The following is a 15,536-nucleotide window of genomic DNA, read 5'->3' as shown; positions in this document are numbered from 1 at the left end:
GCTCAGATGACGCCCCAGTTCCCGTCGTTCCGGCGGCCGCCGAACAGGGCCTTGCGGGTGTGGACGTCGAGGAAGGCGAGGTACACCGTCATGCCGAGCGCCACGAAGAAGGCGATCGACGTGACCGGGACGCCCAGCTGGACGAAGGAGTAGACCGAGAGCTGGTCCTGGGCGCCGAACACCACGAAGAAGGTCACGACGATGTAGAGGGACTTGACCTGCCAGTCGTTGCGGATGCCCGTGGCCGCGAGGAGCGGCACGAACCATAGGATGTACCAGGGCTGGATGATGGGCGAGAGCAGCACGATCGACGCCATGGCGAGCCCGGCCCGCCGCACCAGATGCTCGTGCTTGCCGCGCAGGATGAGCAGTGCCGCGATCACCATGGATCCCACCTTGAGCAGGGTCCGGAAGCCCGTGGCGATGTCACCGCCGGGCAGGCCCAGCGCGTTGAAGATCATCTCGAGCTGCTGCCCCAGGAAGCCCGAGGGGGCGTAGCCGGTGTAGCCGGGGGTGGGGTCTGTCAGGGCGAACAGCCAACCCATGCCCAGGTTGTAGGGGATTCCGCTGACGACGAGGATCGCGAGCGACCCGAGCCCGCTGATGGCCCAGAACACCACTTTGCGGAGCCACCCGGCGCCCTTCCCGGCCCACATGAGCCCCAGGAAAGGCAGGAAGACCACGGTGATGATCTTCACCCCGATCGACCCTGTGATGAGCAGCAGAGCCGTCACGTGCTTACCCACCGAGGCGAAGTAGAAGGCCGCCACGGCCAGGCCGACCATGAGCACGTCATTGTGCGCGCTGGCCACGAAGCTGATGAGGAAGAGCGGATTCGCGACGGCGAGCCACAGGGCCCTGCCCGGGTTGATGCCGTGCTGAGCCGCGAGCTTGGGGACGTACACGATGCACAGCACGACGCCGATGAGCGCCACCACGCGGAAGAGCAGCACGGAATAGTCCGGCTGGGCTCCCGTGATGCCGACGACGGCGCGGGCCAGCCAGAGGAAGTACGGCCCGTACGGGGTGCGGTTCTCCGCCCAGGCTTTGTCCGCGCCCAGCTGGAACCAGTTGCTGAGGGACGAGATGCCCTGTGAGTACGGGTCGAGTCCTTCGGCCACCAGCCGCCCTTGGCCCGTGTACGCGTAGATGTCCCGCGAGAAGATCGGGACGGCGAAGAACAGGGGCAGCGCCCACAGGGAGATCGCCCAGACCACCGCTTTGAGGGAACCTGGCCCCCAGCCTCCCAGGCGCTGGCCCAGCCGGATCCAGGAGCGGATGAGGATCATGGCGCCGAGGCTGAGCGCCAGGGTCGAGGCGGCGATCCCCTGTCCGTCGGTGCGGAGGAAGATGACCAGAGGGTGCCGGAGCATGGGCGACGCGGGAGCAATCCACCCCATGCCGACGGAACCGGCGAACATGAGGAACGACCCGAAGGTCCCCTCGGCGATGGCCGGCCAGGCACTGCCCGCCCACGGCTCACGCCAGGAAAGGCGACGCCTGCGAGCCGGTTTGTCCACGGTGGTTCCGTCCTGCGTCTCCGCCATCCCCGTCACCACCGCCACCCGTCCGTTCGTACCACTTCCATCCCAGCGTGCCGGCAGGGGTGATCGATCGGCCGTCCGGCCAGGCCCCTGCTTTTGCAGACGCCATTTTATCAGCGCACGCACCGGAAGCGCGGGAAGCTCATGACCCCGTGCCGCTCGTCCACCGCTGTGCCGCACTACTGACCGGTAGGCTGTCTTCGTGGCTAAAACACAAGAACGAATTGTCTGGATCGACTGCGAGATGACCGGGCTGGACCTGGAACACGACGCCCTGATCGAGGTGGCCGCCCTGGTCACCGACTCGGAGCTGAACATCCTGGGTGACGGCGTGGACGTGGTCATCAAGCCGTCCGATGAGGCACTGGCCCAGATGAACGACTTCGTCCGCCAGATGCACACGGACTCCAAACTGCTGGACGAGCTCCCCCACGGCATGACCATGGAGGAAGCGCAGGAGAAGGTTCTGGCGTACATCAAGGAATGGGTTCCCGGGGTGGGCGTCGCTCCCCTGGGCGGCAACTCGATCGGCACGGACAAGATGTTCCTGCTGCGTGACATGCCGGATCTGGTGAACCACCTGCACTACCGCGTGATCGACGTGAGCACCATCAAGGAACTCTCCCGCCGCTGGTTCACCCGGGCCTACTTCCAGGCGCCCGCCAAGCACGGCGGACACCGCGCTCTCGGTGACATCCGGGACTCCATCGACGAACTGCGCTACTACCGCCAGGCCGTCTTCGTCCCGGCCCCCGGGCCCGACACCGCAACCGCCCGTGAGATCTCCGCACAGATCTCGGCGGCTCCCGAGAGTGCCGCCACCGCGGCTCAGCTCGGCCAGCAGCTGTAATCTGCGCCACTCGCCGAAACTTTTTTCGCGAAAAGTGCCAAAAGTGGCACGAAGTGGGTTCCGGAGCAGGTAAGCTAGTTGACGTTGCTTTTCGGGGGAACACCGGGAAACCGGTCCGTCGAAAGCCGCATGGTGGGCGTAGCTCAGTTGGCAGAGCGCCTGGTTGTGGTCCAGGAGGTCGCGGGTTCAACCCCCGTCGCTCACCCCATGTGTGGCGAGGTTCAGTTCTGAACCTCGCCACTTTTGTTTTCCCCTCACGAAGGCCCCTTCATTCTCCTGTCAGTCCCGCTCTTGAGACTGAGGACGAATCCGGATGACGGAACGGTGCGTCCACGTGGCCGCAAGAATGAGCCGGAAGGGGATTCCGTCGGAGACGCCGCGCGGCGGTTGCCGGGGACACGACACCTGAGCAGGCAGAATGATCCGTGAACCCGGCCCTTCAGCAGCGAGGATCCCCATGCGTCACCGCCCGTTCCGCCAAGTCGACGTGTTCTCCGGAGCCCAGTACCGGGGCAATCCCCTCGCGGTCGTCCTCGACGGCGACGGGCTGGACGCCGAGCAGATGCAGGAATTCGCCCGCTGGACGAACCTCTCCGAGACCACCTTCGTGCTCCCGCCGGACTCCCCCGAGGCCGACTACCGCGTCAGGATCTTCACCCCGCTCACGGAGCTCGCGTTCGCCGGGCATCCCACGCTGGGCAGCTGCCACGCCTGGCTCGCGGCCGGCGGCACACCCCGGAACCCGGACCACGTGGTGCAGGAATCCACGCAGGGTCTGGTCCGGGTGCGGCGCGATGCCGGCCTGCTGCACTTCGCCGCCCCGGATCCCGTGCTGGAGCCGGTGCCGGAGAATCTCCAGGCCGAGGTCTCGCGGGCCCTGGAACTGCCGGAGGGCGCCCTGCACGGCGTCTGCTGGATCGACAACGGCGCACGGTGGATGGGCCTCCTCCTGCGCGACGTCGAGACTCTGCGTGCGGCGCGCCCACAATCGGCCGTGCTGCGCTCCCTCGGGGTCAAAGCCGGGATGTGCGCACTGCACCCGGGGCGCGACGGCGAGACGCCCGTCCTCGAGGTTCGCGGCATCACCCTGACGCAGCAGGGCACCGCGGAAGACCCCGCGACCGGCAGCCTGAATGCCGGGCTGGCCGGCTGGCTGTCCCGCGAAGGCGTGCTGGACACGCCCTACACCGCCCACCAGGGCACCGGTATCGGCCGGGCCGGTCGCCTGTTCCTGACCCGGGATACTGAAGGCCGGTTGTGGGTGGGCGGTGCGGTGCGCGACGGCATCGCGGGGACCGTGCTGCTGTAGCCCGGGCCCCGCGCCGGACCGCGCCTACTCCTTGCGCTTGCGCCGGCCCAGGAGGTTCTCCCGGTGCTCCGGGCGCATCGACTGGGCGGCCTTCGTGACCCCCATGACGATCGCCTGCCGGCGGCGGCTGCTCAGACCATCCCACCAGACGTCCGCGCTGCGCGGGCCGGACTCGATCGCGTCGTCGTCGGACTCCAGACCGAATTTCTCGGAGAGGTCCGCCACGAGCGCTTCCCGGCGCAGGCGGTCCGCCCGCCGAACGTTCCGCTGCAGGGCCTTGAAAGTGGCCACGCACATGAGAATCATCACGACGCTGAAGGGCAGTGCGATGGAGACGGCGAGCGTCTGAATGGCGGCGAGACCCCCGGCGAGCAGCAGCGCCGCGGCCAGGGCCGCCGTCGCGAGCGTGAAGAAGACCCGGATCCAGTTCCGCGGCTCGGTGTCACCGCCCGTGGCCAGCATGGCCATCACCAGGGAGCCGGAGTCCGAGGAGGTGATGAAGAAAATCGCGGAGAGGATGATCGCGCCCACCACCAGCAGACCGCCGGCGGGAAGCTGCTCCAGCACCTGGAACAGGGCCGCGTTCGCATCCACGCTGCCGTCGGCCGCGATCACCGAGGTGTAACCCGCGGTCTTGTTCATCTCGTGGAAGATCGCCGTGCCACCCAGGACACCGAACCAGACGAAGGTGATGAGGGCCGGCACGAGCACCACACCGAGGATGAACTCACGGACGGTGCGACCTCGGGAGATCCGCGCGATGAACACACCCACGAACGGCGCCCAGCTCATCCACCAGCCCCAGTAGAAGGTGGACCAGGACGCCTGCCAGGCCTCTCCCGCGGAGCCGGTGAAGGCAGAGGTGTCCGTGGACATGCCCAGCCAGTTCTGCAGGTAATGCCCCACGGACTGCACGATCTCTTTGGCCAGGAACTGCGTCGGGCCGACGATCAGGATGAAGAGCAGGAGGGCACCCGCGAGGATCAGGTTGATGTTGGAGAGCCACTTCATGCCGCGGGAGACGCCCGACAGCACCGACCAGAGCACGAAGCACGTGACCACCACGATGATCACGTATTCGATCCAGTGGTTGTCCGCCGCGATCACGCCGAGCGACTTCAGGCCCGCGCTGATCTGGGTCACGCCGAGTCCCAGCGAAGTGGCGACGCCGAACACGGTGCCCACCAGAGCCACGACGTCGATCGTGTTGCCCCAGCCGCCGCGCATCGCCTTCTCGCCGAAAAGCGGCTCGAGGGCCCAGCGCACGGCGAGCGGCCGGCCACGGCGGTGGATGGCATGGGCCAGCGCGAGGCCGACGACGACGTAGATCGCCCACGGCTGGAACCCCCAGTGCAGGAACGTGGTCGCAATGGCCTCCTGCGCCTGGGCGCTCGGCTGCAGGTGCTGCTCAGCGAGGGAAGGCTTGGGGGTGGCGAAGTGGGTCAGCGGCTCGGTCACACCGTAGAAGACCAGGCCGATGCCCATGCCTGCGGCGAAAAGCAGAGCGAACCAGCTCAGCAGGGAGAATTCGGGGTCGTGGTCGGGCCGGCCCAGCTTGACGTCGCCCTTCCGGGAGAAGCCCAGGTAGATGCAGAACAGCACGAAGCCGAAGGCGAGCAGCACGTACCACCAGCTGAAGTTCGCGATGATCGCACCCTGTACGGCCGCGATGCCGACGCTCATGCCGTCGGGGCTGATGATGGTCGCCGTGACGAACGCGAGGACGATGACCGCGGTGGGCCAGAAGACCCAGCGGGCGATGCCGGTCCGGGAGACTGTTGAAGGGACGGGCGGGCTCTGGCTCTCCGTACTCATGCTTCGACGGTATCCAAGCCCCGAATCAGCGGGCAAGCCGGCGGTCCCGCCCTGACGGCCCGGCGGAACCAGGCGGTTTGTCCGGGATTGCGGCTTCCGGTAATGTTTCCGGACGTGCCCCACGGCACGGTTCCAGGGCTCCGGCCCGCTTGGCCGTATCGGATTCCGATGCGGCCTTATTCGTTCATCCGCACATCGGCAAGAGGGGAAGTGGCGGCCATGGCAGTCCGTCCTGTGACTATCTGGGGCGAACCGGTGCTCCACCGCCGGGCCGACGAGGTCACCGTGTTCGATGAGGAGCTGCGCGCTCTCATCGCGGACATGTTCGAGACCAACGACGCGGCCAACGGTGTGGGCCTGGCGGCGCCGCAGATCGGCGTCGGGCTGCGGATCTTCGTCTACAAGTACGCCAATGAGGACGGTGTCCCGCCCCAGGGCGTCCTGGTGAATCCCCGCCTCACGCTGTCCAAGGTCTCCGGGGCCGCGCCGGATCCGGAGGACCACGTGGAGGGCTGCCTCTCCTTCCCGGGTGAGCACTACCCGCTCCAGCGCGCCGACTGGGTCCGCGTCGACGGCTTCGACGGCTTCGGCGAGCCGGTCTCCTTCGAGGCCACCGGCTGGTTCGCGCGCGTCATGCAGCATGAGTACGACCACCTGGACGGGCTGCTCTACGTGGACCGCCTGATCGACCGCTACGCCCGCCGCGCCAAGCGCCAGGTGAAGCGCAACGGCTGGGGCGTCCCGGGCCTGACGTGGATGCCCGGCGTCGACCCCGATCCCTTCGGCCACGACACGGAGGACTGAACCGTGGAGACCACCGCGCTGGAACCGGCCGAGCTCCTGACACTCCTCGGTGTGCAGGACACCGACCGTGACGCCGTCCTGGCACTGCTGGACGGCCCGCCCAGCGAGGGAGCACAGACCGCGCTCGGCGTTCTGCGGGAGCGCCTCGGCACGTTCCCCGGCGGATACGCCCCGAAGAGCGACGTCGACGAGTTCGGCTGGCTGGAGGCGTACGCACGCTTCACCCCGGATCTCCTCGCCTACTGGGAGGGCCTCGGCATCCCCCAGGAGATCGTGACCGCGACGCTCGCGGACCTAGGCCGCCACGTGGACATCAACCGCAGGGTCTTCAGGACGTTCGGTTTCGAGACCTTCGGCTGGCTCTCCCTGCATTTCGCCGGCAATCTGTTCCAGCTCGGGCGCCTGCAGTTCCATCTGCTCCAGCACCACGAGGACGCCGACTGGGCAGATCCCGGCGAGTGGATCCTCTCGGTGCACATCCCGGAAGGCGGCGGCCTGTCCCCCGCCGCCGTGGACGCGAGCTTCGCCCAGGCCGTCGAGTTCTTCGCCCGCCACTTCCCCGACAAGCCGGTCCGCAGTGCCGAGTGCATCTCCTGGCTTCTGGACCCCGAACTGGCGCGACGCGTCCCGGGCAGCAACATGGCCGCCTTCGCCCAGCGCTTCACGCTCGACCGCACGAGTGCTTCCCCCACGGATGCCGTGTACTTCACGTTCCGCCAGCGCGGCCTCGACGGCCTGGACCGGCTGCCCCGCGACAGCTCACTCCAGCGCGCGGTGCTGGAGCACATCGACGACGGCGGCGAGTGGGGCCTGGGCCACGGCCACCTGACCCTGCCGCGCGGCTGAGCCGGGCTTCCGTCCGGTTCCCGTCGCCGCCAGGGCGGCGGCGGGCTCAGCAAACGCGAGCCCAACAAGCGCCGACTCAGCAGACGCCGGCCGCCTGCCGGAAGGCCTCCACGACAGCCCGGTGGTCGCCGTCGCGCGTCGCGAGCTGCACCTCCGTGGTGTAGCGTTCCGGCCCGGCAAGGCTCACGCGGACCGCGCCCACGGGCAGCTCCCCCGTCACGCTCTCCGGGGCGATCGTGACACCCAGTCCTCGGGACACGAGCTGGATGATGGTGTGCCAGCCCGTGCATTCCTGGTCGGCCCGGCGCTCCACCCCGAGGTCCCGGAACGGCTTCACGTTGAGGTCATAGGCCCGGGGGCCGCTCGTGCGCGGGAACAGGATCAGGGGCGAATCGAGCAGCTCGGCGGCGCCCACCTCGGCGGACCCCGCTGCCGGATGATCCGCCGGGAGCACTGCCACGAAGTCCTCACGGCTCAGCGTGCTCAGCAGGATCCCGTCCTCAGGCTCCGCGTCGCGGACGATCCCGATGTCGCAGCTGCCCCGCCGGAGCTGGTCCAGCACCTGGGTGGTGTCGCCATTGGACAGCCGCACCTGTACATCCGGCCGCACCGCGGCGAACCCCTGCAAGTGTCCGCTGACGATCACGCCGGCCGAGGTGATGAAGGCCAAGTCCAGCCGTCCGGTCTCACCACGCGCCACACGCTTCGCTTCCTCCACGTCCCGCTCCAGACGGTCCAGGAGGTCCCGGACCCGCGGCAGGAATGCGGCGCCCGCCTCGCTGAGCGCCACATGCCGCGATGTCCTCTCGAAGAGCCGGAGTTCCAGCAGATCCTCCATCTGCCGGATCCGCTGTGACAGTGCCGGCTGGGCGATGCCCAGCTCGAAGGCCGCCTGACCGAAGTGAAGTTCCTCGGCCAGCGCGGCGAAGGCACGGAGGTGTTTCAGCTCGAGCGAGTTATACATAAGGTGAGCTTATCAATCATCATCGTCCGATTTATTGGACTTCTTGATCGCGGCTGGACAGACTGATTCCACGCCTGAAAGGAGGCCTCCATGTCCCAGCAACCCACCCTCCGTGTCACCATCGACTCCCTGCGGGGAGCGGAGGACGCCCTCGCTTTCCGTCAGATCAGCGAGGAATGGCTCACGGAGCACTTCCAGGTCGAGCCGGAGGATCTCCACGCGCTCGGCGACCCGCGGCGCACCATCATCGACGCCGGTGGCGACGTCCTCCTGGCGCGCGACGACACGACGGGCGAGATCCTCGGCGCGGTCGCCCTGGTCGCGTATCCGGAGGAGGTGTTCGAACTCGCCAAGATGGGAGTGCGCCGCACGGCGCGCGGGCGGGGCATCGGCGGTCTCCTGGTGCACGCCGCCATCAAACGGGCCGCCGCACTCGGCGGCCGCAGGCTCTTCCTGAGCACCAATCACGCCTTGACGAGCGCGCTGCGCCTGTACCGGGCGGCGGGTTTCGTGAGCATCCGTCCGGACGAGGTGCCCGTCAAGAACTACTACGCCCTCGCCCTGGACCGCGCCGACGTCTACCTGGAACTGAAGTAGCCGGCCTGACCGACCGAGCCGGCACGCCGGCTCAGCGTGCCGGGACCGCCGGACGCGCGATGGCGCCCTGGTCCGGGCAGCCGTCCAGCACGCGCCGCATCGCGTCCCGCTCCTGGGGGCTCACGCTGAGGCCGTAGCTGTACTTCACGGAGACCTGACGGGCCACGTAGTGGCAGCGGAACCCCCTGTTGGCGGGGAGCCAGGTGGACGCATCCTGGGCGCTCTTCTGCTGATTGGACGGGCCGTCCACGGCGAGAAGGTTCAGCGGATCGTTGGCGAGGGTCTGACGCTCGACCGGCGTGAGGTGGTCGGCGCCGCTCTTCCAGGCCTCGGCCAGGGCCACCACGTGGTCGATCTGGATGACCTGACTGCTCCCCTGTCCTCGTTCGAAGGGGATGTGGTGGCCGGTGTACGGGTCCCACAGCGAGCCGGTGGCCACCCGGCACTGCGTGCGCGCGGAACTCGCCGTGAACGTCACGGCATCCAGATCACGGCGCAGGATGTCGTTCCGGGTGTCACAGCCGTTGCGGTCCTCATCGGCCCAGGCCTGACCGAACACGGCGCGGTCGTAGCCGCGGGAGGAGTCTTTGGCCGCCACGGGAAGGGCGTCCAGCACGGAACGGGCCGGGGCGTCCGGGACGGCGTGCACGCCCGGTAGTGGCTTCATCCATGCCATGTCGTACAGCCGGGCGGTGGTCGGCCCGGAGCCGCTCTCCCCCAGCTCGAACTGACCGCGCAGAAAGAACCAGCCGAGCAGCCCCACGACGGCGGCCGTGACCGCGGCGAGGAGCGCTGCGGCGGACCGGGAGCGCCGTCGTCGTCTCCGGTAACCGGCCCAGTTCACGCTCACAGACAACCCCTTCCAGACCGGACCGATGTCCGCACCGGTCCAGCCTAGGAGGAGTCACTGACAGGATGAGCGGCCTGCGGTGAGGATGTGGAAAAACTCACACACGGGCCGGGGTTTTACTGCTCTTTCCGCACCCTGACCAGGTCGGCGTCCGCGGCGTCGGCCAGTTCCTGGAGCTGGTTCACCCGTTCCTGGGTGACGTCGCCGGTCGCCAGCATGCCCTTCGCCTGGTCGAGGAGACGGTGCGCCTCCTTGCTGTTGGCGGTGGCGATGTCGAGTGCGTGTTCCAAAGTGGTGTCGTGTTCCATGAAGCCCATCTTGATCCCGTGCCGCGTTAAAAGCGAGAGGCCACGCCAGGGCGGCGTGACCTCTCAGCTTCCAGCGGAAATGCTCAGGCAGCGGGGAAGGCCGGCGGGTTCACGCCCGCCATCTCCTCCATCACGCGGACGACCTGGCAGCTGTAGCCGAACTCGTTGTCGTACCAGACGTAGAGGACCAGGTTCTTGTCGTTGGCGATCGTGGCGAGGCCGTCCACGATGCCCGTGCGGCGCGAGCCGACGAAGTCGGTGGAGACCACCTCGGGCGAGTCGATGAAGTCGATCTGCTTGCGCAGGCCCGAGTGCAGGGACAGCTCGCGCAGGTACTCGTTCACCTCGTCCTTGGTGGTGCCGTTCTCCAGGTTGAGGTTCAGGATGGCCATGGACACATCCGGCGTGGGAACGCGAATGGCGTTGCCCGTCAGCTTGCCCGCCAGCTCCGGCAGGGCTTTGGCGACGGCCTTGGCGGCGCCGGTCTCCGTGATGACCATGTTCAGCGCGGCGGAACGGCCACGACGGTCACCCTTGTGGAAGTTGTCGATCAGGTTCTGATCGTTGGTGAAGGAGTGGACGGTCTCGACGTGGCCGTGGAGGACGCCGAACTTGTCGTTGATGGCCTTCAGGACCGGGGTGATCGCGTTGGTGGTGCAGCTCGCGGCGGAGACGATCGTGTCCTCGTCCGAGATCACGCCGTGGTTGATGCCGTGGACGATGTTCTTCAGATCGCCCTTGCCCGGAGCCGTGAGGAGCACACGGGCAGCGCCCTTGCTCTGCAGGTGCTGGCTGAGGCCTTCGGCGTCACGCCACCGGCCGGTGTTGTCCACCACGAGGGCGTTCTCGATGCCGTACGCGGTGTAGTCCACGGTGGACGGGCTGTCCGAGTAGATGACCTGGATGCGGATGCCGTTGACCGTGATGGTCTGGGATTCCTCGTCCACCTGGATGGTGCCCTCGAAGGGGCCGTGAACGGAGTCGCGACGGAGCAGGCTCGCGCGCTTCGCGAGGTCGTTGTCGCTGCCCTTGCGGACCACGATGGCCCGCAGACGCAGGCCCTGGCCGCCACCGTGCTTCTCCACGAGGATGCGTGCCAGCAGACGGCCGATACGGCCGAAACCGTACAGCACCACGTCCTGGCTGGTGCGGTCATCGGCGCCCTGGCGTCCGACGACGGGGGCCAGCTCTTCACGGAGGAACTCCTCCAGCGGACGGCCGGCGGCGGTGTCGTGGTACTTCTCGTTCAGCAGGGCCAGATCCACGGCCGCGGCGCCGAGCTCGAGGCGGTCGATCGCCTCCACGAGCGGCAGGGTGTCCTCCAGGGTCAGCTCGCGCTGGCTGATCCGGCGGGCGAAACGGTGCGCCTTGAGGATCTGCATGGTGGACTTGTTGATCAGGCTGCGCCCGTGGATGCTGGTCACCACATTGTTGTCGCGGTACAGGCGGCCGACGATCGGGATCATCGCCTCGGCCTTGGCCTCACGGCTCATCCACTGCTCGAAGGACTCGGAGTTCTGACTCACTCAAGGAACCTTTCTCTTCTGCGCGCGACGTCGGGCGCAGTTCGCCACCGGGGGTTCAGGGCATGAAAAAACCGCCTAGGCGAACGCAGGCCCGGCGGGGTGAACAACAGCGTTCGGGTTCAGTTTATCGTCCCGGGGACCGCCTCCGGGACGGGACTCCGGTGACATCAGTCACAATCGCTGTGATGAGTGGACGGGTTGGCCTGTGAGCCGGGTTCTGTCAGCCGCGCCCGTTGCCAGGTGCGGCGTAGCGATCATCCATCTAGGACCACTGTTGCCAGTGGCCTCAAGCGGCCTACCCGGATGCTCGGGCGAGCAGCCCTCGAACACATCCTGTCTGGCCTTGCTCCAGGTGGGGTTTACCTAGCCTCCCCGGTCACCCAGGGAGCTGGTGGTCTCTTACACCACCGTTTCACCCTTACCCCGCGCCGAGGCGCGTGGCGGTCTGTTTTCTGTGGCACTGGCCTGCGGGTCACCCCGAGTGGGCGTTACCCACCACCCTGCTCTGCGGAGCCCGGACTTTCCTCGGTGACGCCGGAGCGTCAACGCGATCGCCCAGCCAACCCGTCCAGCGACCATTCTATCCGCCGCGGGCACGCCCGGCCGCCAGCCCGGACCGGACGGCGTCGAGCCGGATCAGGAGCGGTCCCGCGATTCGCTACCATCGAACGGTGCTGATCCTCCTCCCACCGTCCGAAGGCAAGACCGCCGCCTCCCAGGGCCCCGGCGTCGACTTCTCCACCCTGAGCTTCCCGGAACTGAACACCACCCGGGCCGAGGTGCTGGAAGCACTGGGCACCGTGAGCGCTCATGAGGACGCCCTGGAGCTGCTCGGCGTGGGAGCGTCGCTGCACGAGGAAGTGGCCCGCAACACGCGGCTGCGCCACGAATCCGCCGCCCCGGCGCACAGCGTGTACTCCGGCGTCCTCTATGACGCCCTCGGCTACGCCTCGATGACCGCCGCTCAGCGGCGCAAGGCGGATGACGCCGTCGTGATCATCTCCGCGCTCTGGGGCGCCCTGAAGTTCGACGACGCCGTCCCCGCCTACCGCCTGTCCATGGGCACCGCGCTGGCGGGGCTCGGCCGACTCGCCTCCTACTGGAAGCCCCGGCTGTCCGAGGCGCTGGCTCCGCTGATCGACGGGGAACTCCTGGTCGACTGCCGTTCCAGCACCTACGCGACCGCCTGGGTCCCGCCGGCGGAGCAGACCGTGGCCGTGAACGTGTTCCGCGAGCGCGACGGCAAGCGCAGCGTGGTCAGCCACTTCGCGAAGCACACGCGGGGCGAGCTGGCGCGCCACCTGCTGACGCGGCGTGGCAAGGCGCCTCAGACTCCCGAGCAGCTGCTCAAGGCCGCCGCGGAGCTCTACCGCGCTGAGCTCGTTCCGGGCACGCCGCGTAAGGCGCACGCCCTGAACATCATCCTCGCGGACTGACGACGCCCTCCCGGCGCCGGGCCGTGACCGGGTGAGCCGGCGTCAGTTCCACTCGGGACTGCGCACCAGGATGACCCCGGAGTCCGGGCAGTACACCACGTCGTCCTCGGCGGCCGCCCTGACCTCGGCCAGGTCGCCCGGGCTCAGGTCCATCCCGGAACCCTCGCTGTGCCCATGGAACAGGCGGGCCGCACCCACGCCGCGCCGGTCGAGGGTCTTCTCGTAGAGGGCCAGGAGGGCCGGATCCAGAGTGACCGCGAAGGCGTCGCGTTCGACGCGCACACCGTCACGCTCCGCCTCGGCCTCCGCGGTCTTCGCGGCCAGTTCCTCCTGCACTTCACGGAGCTGCCGCTTCGCCTCGTCGAGCGCCTCCTGGCGGGTGTTCACTTCCGCTTCCGCGCCCTCGAGCTCCTCCATGAGCTCCAGCTCGGTGTCCTCTTTGCCGGACTTGAACGCGCTCAGCGTTTCGATGTCCTTCTGCAGCGCCATGAGGTCCTTGGAGAGGCCGCCGGAGTTGAGCCGCACCGTGTCCCGTTCGATCTTGACGTCCAGCGCCGAGACCTCGTCCTCCAGCGCGGTCAGCGCCTTCCGCACGGCGTCCCGCGCCTGCTCGGCTTCCTCGGCGCCTGCCTGAGCGTCCTCCACGGCGGCCAGAAGCGCCGGAAGACGGGGATCCTGCTCGAGCGCTTTCAGCCGCGTGGCGTTCGCTTTGAGAGCACTGTCGAACGCCTGGAGTTCGAGGAGTCTGAGCTGCTCGGCAGCCGGTGCCTTGGCCATGCGGACCTCCTATGACGACGCTGAGGATCAGGTCGTCTCTGTGGTGACAGGTGCTTTGAGACTAGGCCATATCCGGGCCGAACGAAACGCGCCGAGCGGCACGGGTCATCACCGACCGGCCCAGGTCAGCCCTCGCCGTCGCCGTGCGGGGTGAGGATGAAGTCCCACGGGTCCGTGTTGATCCCGCTGACGCCGATCTCCACCGGGAACCCCTGGTCCTCGAGCACATTGTCGAGGGCCTGGGCGGCCGCCGGAAGCCAGAGCCACTCGCTCGCGAAATGGGAGACGTCGATGAGGTACGGGCGGCCACCGCGGGCGGTCTCACGCGCCTCCGACGCCGGGTGGTGCCGCAGGTCCGCCGTGATGTAGACATCGGCCTGGCGCGCGCGGACGTCGTCGAAGAAGGAATCCCCCGCGCCGCCGCAGATCGCCACGCGCTGCACGAACGCGTCCCGGTCCCCCGCGACCCGGACCCCACCCGCCACGGAGGGCAGAAAACCGCAGAGCCGGGCCGCCAGATCGGCCAGGGTGACGGCGGAGCCGAGGGCGCCCACGCGTCCCACGCCTTCCTCGGGAAGGCCGTTCCGGGCGGCCGTCAGCGGCTCGCGGTCGTGCAGCTCAAGGGCATCGGCGATGACGTCGGAGACGCCGCCCACCGCCGAGTCACCGTTCGTGTGGACCGTCAGGAGGCCCACGCCGTTCTCGATGAGCCGGTGGATCACCCGGCCCTTGGCGGTGGTGGCCGCCACCGAGCTGACGCCGCGCAGCAGCAAGGGGTGGTGGGTGATCAGCAGGTCGACGCCGAGGTCCACCGCCTCCTGGACCACTTCTTCGGTGGGATCCACCGCGAACTGGATGCGGCGTACCGGCTGCTCCGGCCGGCCCGTCACGAGGCCGACCTTGTCCCAGTCCTCGGCGAGCGACTCGGGCCAGAGCTCCTCGACGGCGAGCTGCACTTCGGCGAGCGTGGGCGTCTGCTGCTCCGGGGCCTCGGTGACGGCCGCGTCGCCCGGGACGGACGGGGCGTCCTCGCCCGGCGTCGTCGTCGCATCTGCGTGTTCGCTGCCGGCGGGCGTCTCTCCGTGGCGCCCCTCCGCCTGGTCCTGGGCGGGGAGCTGCTCCGCTCCGGTTTCAGGGGCCGCGGTGGGCGGGACCTGGCCTTCCAGAGCCGGGCCGGGGCTGCCGTGCGTCTCATTCTGCATACTCAAGTTCTACCGCACCGCGTCCGGGAAGGGGACGCTCTCCCGGTCTACGAAGGCGCTTCTCCCAGAGCTGAACCCGTACGGGGCCATCGGGGGAACATTTCAGCTCCGCCGGCCATTGAGCATGCTGTGAGAACTTTCATCCTGGCCGGCGGCTGCTTCTGGTGCCTTGACGCGGTGTACCAGCAGACGCGCGGCGTCTCTTCTGTTGTTTCCGGCTACATCGGCGGGCACCTGCCCGATCCGGGCTACTACGAGGTCTGCTCCGGCACCACCGGGCATGCCGAAGCGGTGGCCGTCACCTTCGACGAGGACATCATCCCGGCCGACGTCATCCTGGACATGTTCTTCGCTCTGCATGACCCCACCACGCTGAACCGTCAGGGCTACGACGTCGGGACGCAGTACCGGTCCGCGATGTTCTACCAGGATGAGGAGGAGGCTGAGCTGTTCCGCGCCGCCATCGAGCGCAACCAGGCGCTGTGGAACGCCCCGATCGTCACCGAGGTGACCCGGGCCAGCCGCTTCTACGAGGCCGAGGCGATCCACCAGGATTACTACGCCAACAACTCCGGGCAGGGATACTGTCAGGTGATCATCAATCCGAAGCTGGCCAAGGCCCGGAAATATTACTCCGCATGGCTGAAGTCATGACGCTGGGTGAACCGGCTCACTAGGCTTTCCTTAACCATCCACCTGGAGATAGGC

At 68.1% G+C, this 15,536-nt stretch carries 15 protein-coding genes, 1 tRNA gene and 1 other RNA gene; 8 read left to right on the top strand and 9 right to left on the bottom strand.

The features are described from left to right. Window positions 1–2: 2 nt before the first annotated feature. Window positions 3–1,547: a polyprenol phosphomannose-dependent alpha 1,6 mannosyltransferase MptB gene (gene mptB / locus AB6732_RS04740; RefSeq protein WP_370958732.1), complete on the bottom strand. Its 1,545-nt coding sequence runs from the start codon at window positions 1,545–1,547 to the stop codon at window positions 3–5. 199 nt (window positions 1,548–1,746) lie between these two features. Between mptB and orn the strand changes: the two genes are divergently transcribed. From orn to AB6732_RS04725, 3 genes are all read left to right on the top strand, one after another. Next, entirely contained in the window at window positions 1,747–2,394 is a 648-nt protein-coding gene (gene orn / locus AB6732_RS04735) for an oligoribonuclease (RefSeq protein ID WP_370958730.1), read from the top strand. Between the two features lie 132 nt (window positions 2,395–2,526). Next, window positions 2,527–2,602 (top strand) — tRNA-His (locus AB6732_RS04730). 249 nt (window positions 2,603–2,851) lie between these two features. Beyond that, a complete protein-coding gene (locus AB6732_RS04725; protein ID WP_370958728.1) occupies window positions 2,852–3,703 on the top strand; it encodes a PhzF family phenazine biosynthesis protein in 852 nt (283 codons plus the stop codon). A gap of 24 nt (window positions 3,704–3,727) precedes the next feature. On the opposite strand, the gene AB6732_RS04720 is transcribed toward AB6732_RS04725, so the two are convergent. Next, the gene (locus AB6732_RS04720) at window positions 3,728–5,518 is read right to left on the bottom strand and encodes a BCCT family transporter (RefSeq protein WP_370958726.1); all 1,791 of its coding nucleotides are present in this window, start codon (window positions 5,516–5,518) and stop codon (window positions 3,728–3,730) included. 219 nt (window positions 5,519–5,737) lie between these two features. On the opposite strand from AB6732_RS04720, the gene def reads away from it, so the two are divergent. Further along, entirely contained in the window at window positions 5,738–6,322 is a 585-nt protein-coding gene (gene def / locus AB6732_RS04715; RefSeq protein ID WP_370958724.1) for a peptide deformylase, read from the top strand. Between the two features lie 3 nt (window positions 6,323–6,325). Continuing rightward, window positions 6,326–7,168 carry an acyltransferase domain-containing protein gene (locus AB6732_RS04710; protein ID WP_370958722.1) on the top strand — a complete coding sequence of 281 codons (843 nt, stop codon included), beginning with the start codon at window positions 6,326–6,328 and terminating at the stop codon, window positions 7,166–7,168. A 76-nt stretch (window positions 7,169–7,244) separates the two neighbouring features. Here AB6732_RS04710 and AB6732_RS04705 read toward each other — a convergent pair whose 3' ends face one another. Continuing rightward, complete coding sequence (locus tag AB6732_RS04705) at window positions 7,245–8,132, bottom strand: LysR family transcriptional regulator (RefSeq protein WP_370958720.1); 888 nt, start codon at window positions 8,130–8,132, stop codon at window positions 7,245–7,247. 90 nt (window positions 8,133–8,222) lie between these two features. Here AB6732_RS04705 and AB6732_RS04700 point away from each other — a divergent pair, with 90 nt between their 5' ends. Beyond that, window positions 8,223–8,729, top strand: a complete 507-nt coding sequence (locus tag AB6732_RS04700) for a GNAT family N-acetyltransferase (RefSeq protein ID WP_370958718.1) — start codon at window positions 8,223–8,225, stop codon at window positions 8,727–8,729. Between the two features lie 31 nt (window positions 8,730–8,760). Here AB6732_RS04700 and AB6732_RS04695 read toward each other — a convergent pair whose 3' ends face one another. The 4 genes from AB6732_RS04695 to rnpB form a co-directional block, all read right to left on the bottom strand. Beyond that, window positions 8,761–9,579 carry an HNH endonuclease family protein gene (locus AB6732_RS04695; RefSeq protein WP_370958716.1) on the bottom strand — a complete coding sequence of 273 codons (819 nt, stop codon included), beginning with the start codon at window positions 9,577–9,579 and terminating at the stop codon, window positions 8,761–8,763. 116 nt (window positions 9,580–9,695) lie between these two features. Then, the gene (locus AB6732_RS04690; protein WP_370958714.1) at window positions 9,696–9,887 is read right to left on the bottom strand and encodes a hypothetical protein; all 192 of its coding nucleotides are present in this window, start codon (window positions 9,885–9,887) and stop codon (window positions 9,696–9,698) included. A gap of 83 nt (window positions 9,888–9,970) precedes the next feature. Then, window positions 9,971–11,413 (bottom strand): glyceraldehyde-3-phosphate dehydrogenase, encoded by a 1,443-nt coding sequence (locus AB6732_RS04685; protein WP_107002890.1) that lies wholly within the window; start codon window positions 11,411–11,413, stop codon window positions 9,971–9,973. 190 nt (window positions 11,414–11,603) lie between these two features. Continuing rightward, an RNA gene (gene rnpB / locus AB6732_RS04680) (RNase P RNA component class A) lies at window positions 11,604–11,980 on the bottom strand. A 104-nt stretch (window positions 11,981–12,084) separates the two neighbouring features. On the opposite strand from rnpB, the gene AB6732_RS04675 reads away from it, so the two are divergent. Next, the gene (locus AB6732_RS04675) at window positions 12,085–12,849 is read left to right on the top strand and encodes a YaaA family protein (protein ID WP_370958711.1); all 765 of its coding nucleotides are present in this window, start codon (window positions 12,085–12,087) and stop codon (window positions 12,847–12,849) included. A 42-nt stretch (window positions 12,850–12,891) separates the two neighbouring features. Here the strand turns inward: AB6732_RS04675 and AB6732_RS04670 are convergent, their stop codons facing one another. Both AB6732_RS04670 and AB6732_RS04665 read right to left on the bottom strand, forming a co-directional pair. Next, complete coding sequence (locus AB6732_RS04670) at window positions 12,892–13,626, bottom strand: zinc ribbon domain-containing protein (RefSeq protein WP_370958709.1); 735 nt, start codon at window positions 13,624–13,626, stop codon at window positions 12,892–12,894. Window positions 13,627–13,751: 125 nt separating this feature from the next. After that, a complete protein-coding gene (locus tag AB6732_RS04665; protein ID WP_370958707.1) occupies window positions 13,752–14,828 on the bottom strand; it encodes a Nif3-like dinuclear metal center hexameric protein in 1,077 nt (358 codons plus the stop codon). Window positions 14,829–14,957: 129 nt separating this feature from the next. Here AB6732_RS04665 and msrA point away from each other — a divergent pair, with 129 nt between their 5' ends. Further along, window positions 14,958–15,482, top strand: a complete 525-nt coding sequence (gene msrA, locus AB6732_RS04660) for a peptide-methionine (S)-S-oxide reductase MsrA (protein ID WP_370958705.1) — start codon at window positions 14,958–14,960, stop codon at window positions 15,480–15,482. Window positions 15,483–15,536 lie beyond the last annotated feature (54 nt).

This window comes from Arthrobacter sp. RCC_34 (genome assembly GCF_041360795.1).
Taxonomy (GTDB): domain Bacteria; phylum Actinomycetota; class Actinomycetes; order Actinomycetales; family Micrococcaceae; genus Arthrobacter_E.
Note: the sequence above shows the minus strand (reverse complement) of the source record. Positions and strands in the feature narration are given on the sequence as shown.